The sequence below is a fragment of the Streptomyces sp. SID5785 genome, assembly GCF_009870065.1.
Classification (GTDB): domain Bacteria; phylum Actinomycetota; class Actinomycetes; order Streptomycetales; family Streptomycetaceae; genus Streptomyces.
Genome location: NZ_WWIA01000635.1, coordinates 1 through 1,141 on the forward strand (window position 1 = coordinate 1; position 1,141 = coordinate 1,141).

The 1,141-nt window shown below is 78.5% G+C and carries 1 protein-coding gene; it reads right to left on the reverse strand.

The features are described 5' to 3' along the window. Positions 1 to 88: 88 nt before the first annotated feature. Positions 89 to 1,141: tetratricopeptide repeat protein (locus tag GTW43_RS20745; RefSeq protein ID WP_161303518.1), on the reverse strand; the 1,053-nt coding region annotated here is incomplete at its 5' end.

A 1,141-nucleotide genomic window follows, 5' to 3' on the forward strand; every position in this document is an offset into this window, starting at 1 on the left:
TGGCTGCTCGCGCAGTTCCCCGCGCCCCTGAAGACGCGGACTACGTCCGCTGCCTCCAGGGGCGCGGGGCCATGACGTCGGCGGCTCCCTAGCCGCGCCGGAGATCCGGCTCCCCGAGCTGCGCGCGCAGTGCCCGCGCCCGCGGCGCGTCCACCGGCGAGAACCCCGGATCGATCCGCAGCGCCTCGTCGAGATGGCGCCGCGCCGCCCCGTCAAGACCCCTCTCCCGCTCCACGACGCCCCGGTGGTACATCCGCGCGGCCGACCGCAGCGTCCCGGCCTTCTGCCGGTCCGTGGCCCGCCGCAGATACCCCAGCGCCTCCCGGTCGTCCCCGGCCCGGTGCAGCGCCCACCCCAGCGCGTCGGCGGCCGCCATGCTCGGCCCCCGCTTCCACGCCTCCCGCAGCCGCGTCACCGCCGCCCGGGCGTCCCCGTGATCGGCCTCGAACCGCCCGAGCACCAGCACGTCGGCGCCCGCGTCCGTCCCGGCCGCCCGCTCGCGCAGCACGTCGTACTGTGCGCGCGCCGCGTCGGTCATCCCCAGGGACGTGTACAACTCGCCCAGTTCCAGGACGTACCGGGAGTCGGGGCGACGCTCGACGGCCTCGCGGTAGGCCTGGAGCGCCTCCGAGGAGCGCCCCAGCGAGACGAGCGCCCGGCCCCGCCCGGCGAGGGCCTCCGCGGCGTGGGGCACGGCGGCGAGCGCCGCGTCGGCGTGCCGCAGGGCGCTGCGGGCGTCGCCCCGCTCCCACGCGAGGTCGCCGCCGCGCTGGAGCAGCGCCGCCTGCTCGGCCGGTGTCCCGGCGCGGATCTCGGCGTCCGAGAGCACCGCCTCCGCGTCCTCCCGCCAGCCCCGGTCGCGGTACACGGCGACGGTGCGCAGCGTCACCGCGGTGCCGGAGGCCAGCTCGGTCAGCTTCTCGAGGTTGCGGCCCGTGGCCTTGGCGTCCCCGAGCCCCTGACCGGCGTCGACGAGGTGCGCGTACGGGGACCAGCTGTCCGGCGCCAGCTTCCGGGCCCGCTCGCCGTAGGTGCGGGCGCCCCGCCAGTCGCCGCGGGCGACGGCCAGCGCGGCGAGCCCGTCGAGCGCCGCCGCGTTCCCGTGCGGACGCACCTTCAGCGACGCGCGCAGCGCCCGCTC